This window comes from Mesorhizobium sp. M7A.F.Ca.AU.001.01.1.1, assembly GCF_004022735.1.
In the GTDB taxonomy this organism is placed as follows: Bacteria; Pseudomonadota; Alphaproteobacteria; order Rhizobiales; family Rhizobiaceae; genus Mesorhizobium; species Mesorhizobium ciceri.
The window spans coordinates 1-6290 of the sequence record NZ_RZPF01000367.1 but is presented as its reverse complement, the minus strand read 5'-3'; the positions used below and the strand labels follow the sequence as shown (position 1 = coordinate 6290).

The window sequence follows — 6290 nt, the reverse complement described above, 5'->3', positions numbered from 1 at the left end:
CTTCAGGGCAACGGTTCTCTTGCGGTACCCGTCGGCAGCGTCCTCACGCAAGTGAACTTGAAAAAACATGCCGGATATCGGCTCGAGGATAGCGCCGACCTCTTGCGCGAGCAGATAGCATGACCAAGCATAGGCTCGTCCTTGGGCCGCGGACGATCCGGGGGCGGTTCATCCAGGGAGCGGCCCGGACGATTCAGGGTGCAGCCTGTCCGCAGAGCGCGTCATTCAGGTGAATGATGGCAACGTTCGGTGTGCATCGTAGGCTGCGGCAATCCCCGATATTTGCCTCCCTCGGAAGCGCGAACCGATGGCACTGAGCGACCTTCTGAGACCCAAGATGGTTCCCGCGGCCGACACAGCCATCATCGCTGTTCGGCCGAGCACGATCGGTTCGATCATTCGTGCAGCTGGTGAGGTGTCGGCGATGGCAATTGTCGGCCAACTCACCCTTCTTGCTGCGATTCCGGTCTTGGCGCGGCTCTATTCGCCTGCGGATTTCGGCATCTTTACGATTTATCTGTCGATTGTGAACATACTCGCCGGGGTCGCAGCATTGCGCTTCGAGGCGTCACTCTATGGGGTTAAGGGGAGCGCCCAGGCCTATGTGACGGTCAAGCTTATCCTTTTGGCTGTGTTCGTGACCACCGTCCTGGCCTTTTCGGCCGGACAGATGCTGTCGAACCTTGCTCCCAACCGCCTCGGCTCGCTTGCCTGGCTCATTCCGATCGGAATGGGAGGCGCAGGTCTGGTCGAAGCCATGAACTGCTGGAGCCTGCGTGCTGGGCTTTTGCGCGACTTTGCCCTTGGGCGGCTGATCCTGCCGGCGAGCATGGCTGCACTGCAATTGGTTTTCGGCATTGCCAACCTTGGCGGCGAAGCGATGATCCATGCCCATATTTTGAGCCAGTTCGTCTTTATCGGGTATATCGGTTATCGGGTGACGAGCTGGGAGGATTTGCGCGGCATCGCCCGGGCACCTTGGCGTGCGGTGTTCGAAAAGGCCCGGCGGGAATACAAATTTCCTCTGTTCGATATCCCCGCAACACTCGCGAGCATAGCGATCAACAATCTTCCGGCAGTTCTTGTCGGTGGGCTGTTCGGCACCGCATTTGCCGGATATTTGGGCGTGGCAACGCGCCTGGTTACCGGTCCAGTGACGCTGATCGCTTCACCGCTCAGCAATGTTTTTGTCGCCGAAGCAAACCAGAACAACAATCGTGGACACCTGCTTGGCGTGGCACGCGGGCTTCTCCTGCTGGCCGCCGGCTTTACCGCGGTGCCGATATTGCTGCTTGGACTCGCCGCGCCCTATGTGGTCGTTCCGCTCCTGGGCGAGCCTTGGATGCCCACCGCGGAAATCATGACCGCACTGGCGCTGATGGGCGCGGCACAAGCGTTGTCTACTCCGCTTAGCGACGTTCCCGCTCTGCTACGTCGGCAAGGAACAAGACTGGTCATCGACCTCGCACGAGCGGTTCTCGTGTTTGGCCCGCTGCTCGCCGGCGCCCAGGCGGGCTGGCAGCCAGTCACCGTCATCTATTTCATGGCCGCCGGCGGCGCGTCGGGTTTCGCTCTGAAAATGGCAGCATCGCTGTATTTGTTGACCCACGACCCCCAACCAGCAGGCGCTGCAACGTGCATCCAACATGAATGTCTCGAGGAAAAAACACCATGAATTCGTCGTCGGTTGACAATCTTCAAGCGGCAGTTGCGGTCACCCAGCATGACCGTGCCGATGTCTCATGGTCACGCCCTTTTATCTCTGTCGGGATACCAACCTTTCGCCGGCCCGATACGATCCGCAGGGCGATCGACAGCGTCCTGGGTCAGGATTACTCCGATTGGGAGTTGGTCGTGAGCGACGACGAGGGACCGGAGGGCGAGACCTGGGCTATCGTGACCGACTATGCACGAAGCGAACCTCGCATCCGCATCATCGAGAACAGCCGAGGTCGCGGTCAGGTGGAGAACACCAACAACGCTATGCTGGCTTGCGCTGGACGGTGGATCAAGTTGCTGCACGACGATGACTGGCTTGCGCCAGGTGCACTCAGGACATTCGCCGAAGTTGCCAAACAGCACCCGTCGGTTGCCTTCATGACGTCAGCCGCAAACATAATCGAGGACAAGCGAGTGAGATTTCGCCAAGTCCCCAAGGAGCAGGAAGCGATCTCCCTTTATTCCAGCCAGCAGTGCCTGATGGACCTCTATCTGGTGCGCGCGACACGCTGCCTGGGGATCATTCCATCCACATTGTTGATCAACAGCGACGTCATTCGTGCCGGCTGCTTGATGCGCACGCACAAAGAGATTCCGGCCGGAGTGGATCAACTGTTCTTCGTCGATCTAGCCAGCCATGGGGACATGGTGGCGATAAGCGATCCGCTTACCTTTTATGATGCAACGAGCCATCCAAGCATTACCACGTCAAAGAGTTTCCGCGAGGTCGACGAAGTGACCCTCGCCGTCAAGCAGCTTAACTGGAATCTCATCAAAGACCGCAACCATCTCCCGCCTCCCGAGACATTGCTGCGGGCGCTGCGGGTTGCTCGTATTCCCATGCGGTTCCACCAGCAGTCCTGGTTGACCACGTTCCTGGATGGGATACAGATCTTCCGGCCTTCGGTCATGAAGGTGGCGGGCTGGCACGTGCTTAATCACGTGTTTGCAATCCGCCCAAGATTGGGCCGGGTGCGCACGCGACGGCGGTAAGGTGAGGCTGGCCGACAAGCACATCAGCGACAGATTGCGCGCACAAGCCTGTTGTGCGCGCGCATGGTAAAGGCGTTTGCCTCACGGCAAAACGCATATGCGCCCAAGAAGAGCTACCAGTTCCGCCTGTCGCCGTGTTTCGGTCTTGGCGAACAGCGACGCCAGCTGCGACCTTATCGTGGTCCGGCTCAAGCGCCGCTTGCGGGCTATTTCCAAAGGGGCATCGCCCTGCGCCAAGCGCAGTGCGAGCTGCGTTTCGGCACTCGTCAGACCAAACATTCTTTGCAGCGTCTGGGGATTTGGCCCGGACCTGTTTTCACGATCCAGCAGCGCCACGATGCTTGTCGCGTCAGGCGTTGCTATGCCCTTCTCGTTCAATATCAGGGGCCTGTCGCCCATGCCTCGGATCACCACCCATGAAAGCGTGCCAGGAGAAAAATTGCCCGGCACGTTTGCGATCAGCCGTCTCAGCGCAGCAAATACCTTGCTGGCCGTATCGGCTGCCTCGCCTTCGCGCTCCAAGGTGTTTTGAGCGGCTGAATTCCACTCCATGACCTTCCTGTCGCTGTTCAGGATCAGGTAGCCACAACCGATGCGATCAAGCATTCTCACAACAGATGCAAGGCTGCTCTGCCGTGGCTCGACAGCAACGCTGTCGAACCGTTGTGGTGCTTGATGCCAAGCGGAAGCATGGTCACCTTGCGTTCTCAAGGCGGAGACAGGCTTTCCCCCGAAACTTCCATATTGGCGACCAAGAATTCCATCATCTTGCCTACCAACCAGTGCCATTTTCTTACCTCCCGCAAAACGGCAACGCCTCCCAGTCAAAAGGAGGTGCCTTAAACATGTCAGTCAGGTCGCTTGGAGAGTAGCGGTCCGATCCGCCCCCGACATCGGACAAAATGCGCGCTACAATCCCGGGGAACAATCCTGCGGTCGGACTAGTCTGTACGCTTTTCGGTCTAATCTCGACGGACTAGTCAGAAGGTTATAGTCTGGCACATGCGTTTGCATTCGCTCAGTTTGCATCCGAACAGCTCAGGCAAGTTGCTGACCCGCCTTGCCTCGATGTCGCTCCTGATAGCGACACTTGCAGTCGAGACAGCGCTGCCGACCTCTGTGGCATACGACATCGGCTTTTTTGAGTTTGTTCCCGCCATTATTGCCATCTCATATTTCGAAGATCGCATGATCGCTCTTGCGGCAACATTTGTGATGGTTGCCGTCGGCTTGTTGACGCGGGATGTCCTGCACCATCCAATCGATGTCGGCCTTTGGGTTCAAGCCATTCTGCTGCTGGTTGCAGGGGGGATGATCGCCCTGACTTTCCACCGGCAGAGGCAGGACTACCGCACCCTTTTGCAGGTTGCGGAGGCTAGACTCGCGGCCTTGGAAGCAACCGAAAACAGGTATCGCTGGGCATTCGAACGTGCCGCCATTGGCTTTGCCAACATGAATGAGAACGGAGAGTTGCAACGGTCCAACAAGCGTCTTGGTGAGATGACAGGGTATGTCGAGGAGGAGCTTTCAAGTCTGCCGCTCAGCGCACTCGTCCACCCCGACGACAACCACACCTTGGCGGAAGCGTTGACTCGCCTGAAAGACACGACTTCGTTTGGCTCGGAGATCCGTCTCCTGAGAAGAGACGGCACGATTTTGTGGACAAGATTGGCCCTGTCTTTGGCCGTGCCAGCCGATGCTCTCCCTCAAAGCATTTTTGTAGTGGTGGACGACATATCGGGAGAGCGAACCGCCCGCGAGGCACTCCGGGCTCAGAAGGAATGGTTGGACCTGGCGCTATCGTCAAGCCGGTTGGGAACATGGCGCATAGATTTCGAGAGCGGGTCCGTGAAGGGCTCAGCCGCGTTCTGGGAAATGATGGGGCTGGCACCCGCGCCGAGCCGTCCATTGCAGGAATTGACTGCGGTCGTTCACCCGGCCGACTTGCCTAATCTGATGGCCCCGGGAGAGCTTGCATCAGGCGCCGACTATGACGCTGAGATCCGCATCAGGCGAACTGGCGGACATATCCGCTGGATTGCTCTTCGGGGACGGGACGAATTGCGCGACGGTCGTGCACAGCGAATAGGAGTCGCCGCGGATCTCACCGATCGGCGCATAACCATTCTGCTGCGGGCTGCGGCGAAGAAGCGAGAGCGGGCTATGCTTGAACAGCGCCATAGGCTCAACAATCTGTTTCCGGTGATCACGGCGCTTGTGAATATGGTTGGTGCCCCCGACAATGATATCGCCAGCTATAAGCAGACACTGATCGAAAAGATCGGCGCACTCCAGGCGACGCATCTGCTTCTTTCACGCGATGGCAGCCTGTCGGCTTCCCTGCGTGACCTCATCGTTCAGGAATTGCAGCCCTATATGGGGACGCATGACATTTCGATCAGTGGACCCGAAATAAAAATGGCTGAGGGTTCGGCTGAGAGCTTCGCAATGATCGTTCACGAGCTTACGACCAATTCCGTGAAGCATGGGGCTCTCGGCACTCCGGCAGGACGGATCGAGGTCGTGTGGCAATTCGTGGCCCAGGAGCCCGGCGCCGACATAGTGTTTGAATGGTCGGAATCGGGAGAGCGCCGGGTCTCCACCTCGGCTCGGCGTGGTTTTGGGTCGTTGATTATCGGAGCCGGCGGTGAGCCTATCGTGGGCCACTCTTCCAAGCTTGAGATGCTGGATCACGGACTGAAATATTCGGTCCGGCTGCCGCCAAAAGCAATCGGCGCTAGTTGATGTCCCTGGCGGCCCATGTCTTCAGCAAAACCGCGGCTTCCGTTCGATTTCGTGCCCCAAGTTCGCGCAGGACGGCAGCCGCATGAATCTTCGTCGTCGCTTCTGCAATTTCAAGAGAGCGGGCAATCTCTTTGTTCGAGTAACCTTCAGCCATCAACCTGAGGACTTCCTTCTGTCTGGACGTAAGCCTGCCCAGATTGTTGACGCTGATGGTCCTGTGGGGCATTTGCGTGGGAGCCTCGGATGGAAGGCGCACCGACGCCTTGGACCTTTGTGAAAGAAGTGCCGGAACGTAAATGCGGCCAGCCAGGATTTCGTTCACCGCCAGGACCACCTCCTCGTCCGTTTGGGACTTTACGATATAGCCATGAAGTCCAATCGAGAGGGCAGTTAGAATCTCGGCGCGTGAATCGGTCCCTGAGACAATTGCAAACCGTGTGTCGGGATGAGCCGGTAAGACGTCGCGAAGGTCGTCCTGACCGGACAGTCCCGGCATGTTCAGGTCGATGATGGCGAGATCAACAGGCGCCTGATCTTCAAGCAAGCTTATGACGGTATCAAAACACGCCGCTTCGAATATTTCCAAGTCTGGAATGCCGGCCATCAAAGCCAGTCGCAGCCCACGACGATACAAGCCGTGATCATCGGCGATGATAATACGATACATGAACCACCCACCTTTTGGCAGCCCGCATGTGTCCCTAGCTGCCGAAACCTCCCTTTGGATGGACTGTACGGTGACCCAACACAGATCAGCCTCCCGCTGATCCCCCGTATGTCGACGCTCGCCGCCGCCCATCGGCACATTTCAACCTTCTAATATAGCTTACAAT

The 6290-nt window shown here is 58.0% G+C and carries 5 protein-coding genes; 3 read left to right on the top strand and 2 right to left on the bottom strand.

Translation table 11 applies throughout. The features are described 5' to 3' along the window. Positions 1–307: 307 nt before the first annotated feature. Together EN884_RS21340 and EN884_RS21335 are read left to right on the top strand one after the other, a co-directional pair. Complete coding sequence (locus EN884_RS21340) at positions 308–1675, top strand: lipopolysaccharide biosynthesis protein (RefSeq protein ID WP_013533110.1); 1368 nt, start codon at positions 308–310, stop codon at positions 1673–1675. After that, on the top strand, positions 1672–2712 hold the full coding sequence (locus tag EN884_RS21335; protein ID WP_063167492.1) for a glycosyltransferase family 2 protein: 1041 nt from the start codon (positions 1672–1674) through the stop codon (positions 2710–2712). The genes EN884_RS21340 and EN884_RS21335 overlap by 4 nt, the downstream gene beginning before the upstream one ends. 81 nt (positions 2713–2793) lie before the next feature. Here EN884_RS21335 and EN884_RS21330 read toward each other — a convergent pair whose 3' ends face one another. Then, complete coding sequence (locus EN884_RS21330; protein ID WP_024502429.1) at positions 2794–3501, bottom strand: helix-turn-helix transcriptional regulator; 708 nt, start codon at positions 3499–3501, stop codon at positions 2794–2796. 213 nt (positions 3502–3714) lie between these two features. Here EN884_RS21330 and EN884_RS21325 point away from each other — a divergent pair, with 213 nt between their 5' ends. Then, positions 3715–5457, top strand: coding sequence for a PAS domain-containing protein (locus EN884_RS21325; RefSeq protein WP_063167491.1), 1743 nt, complete (start codon positions 3715–3717; stop codon positions 5455–5457). Here the strand turns inward: EN884_RS21325 and EN884_RS21320 are convergent. Continuing rightward, positions 5450–6124 carry a response regulator transcription factor gene (locus tag EN884_RS21320; RefSeq protein WP_063170174.1) on the bottom strand — a complete coding sequence of 225 codons (675 nt, stop codon included), beginning with the start codon at positions 6122–6124 and terminating at the stop codon, positions 5450–5452. The two genes, EN884_RS21325 and EN884_RS21320, sit on opposite strands and share 8 nt — an antisense overlap. Positions 6125–6290 lie beyond the last annotated feature (166 nt).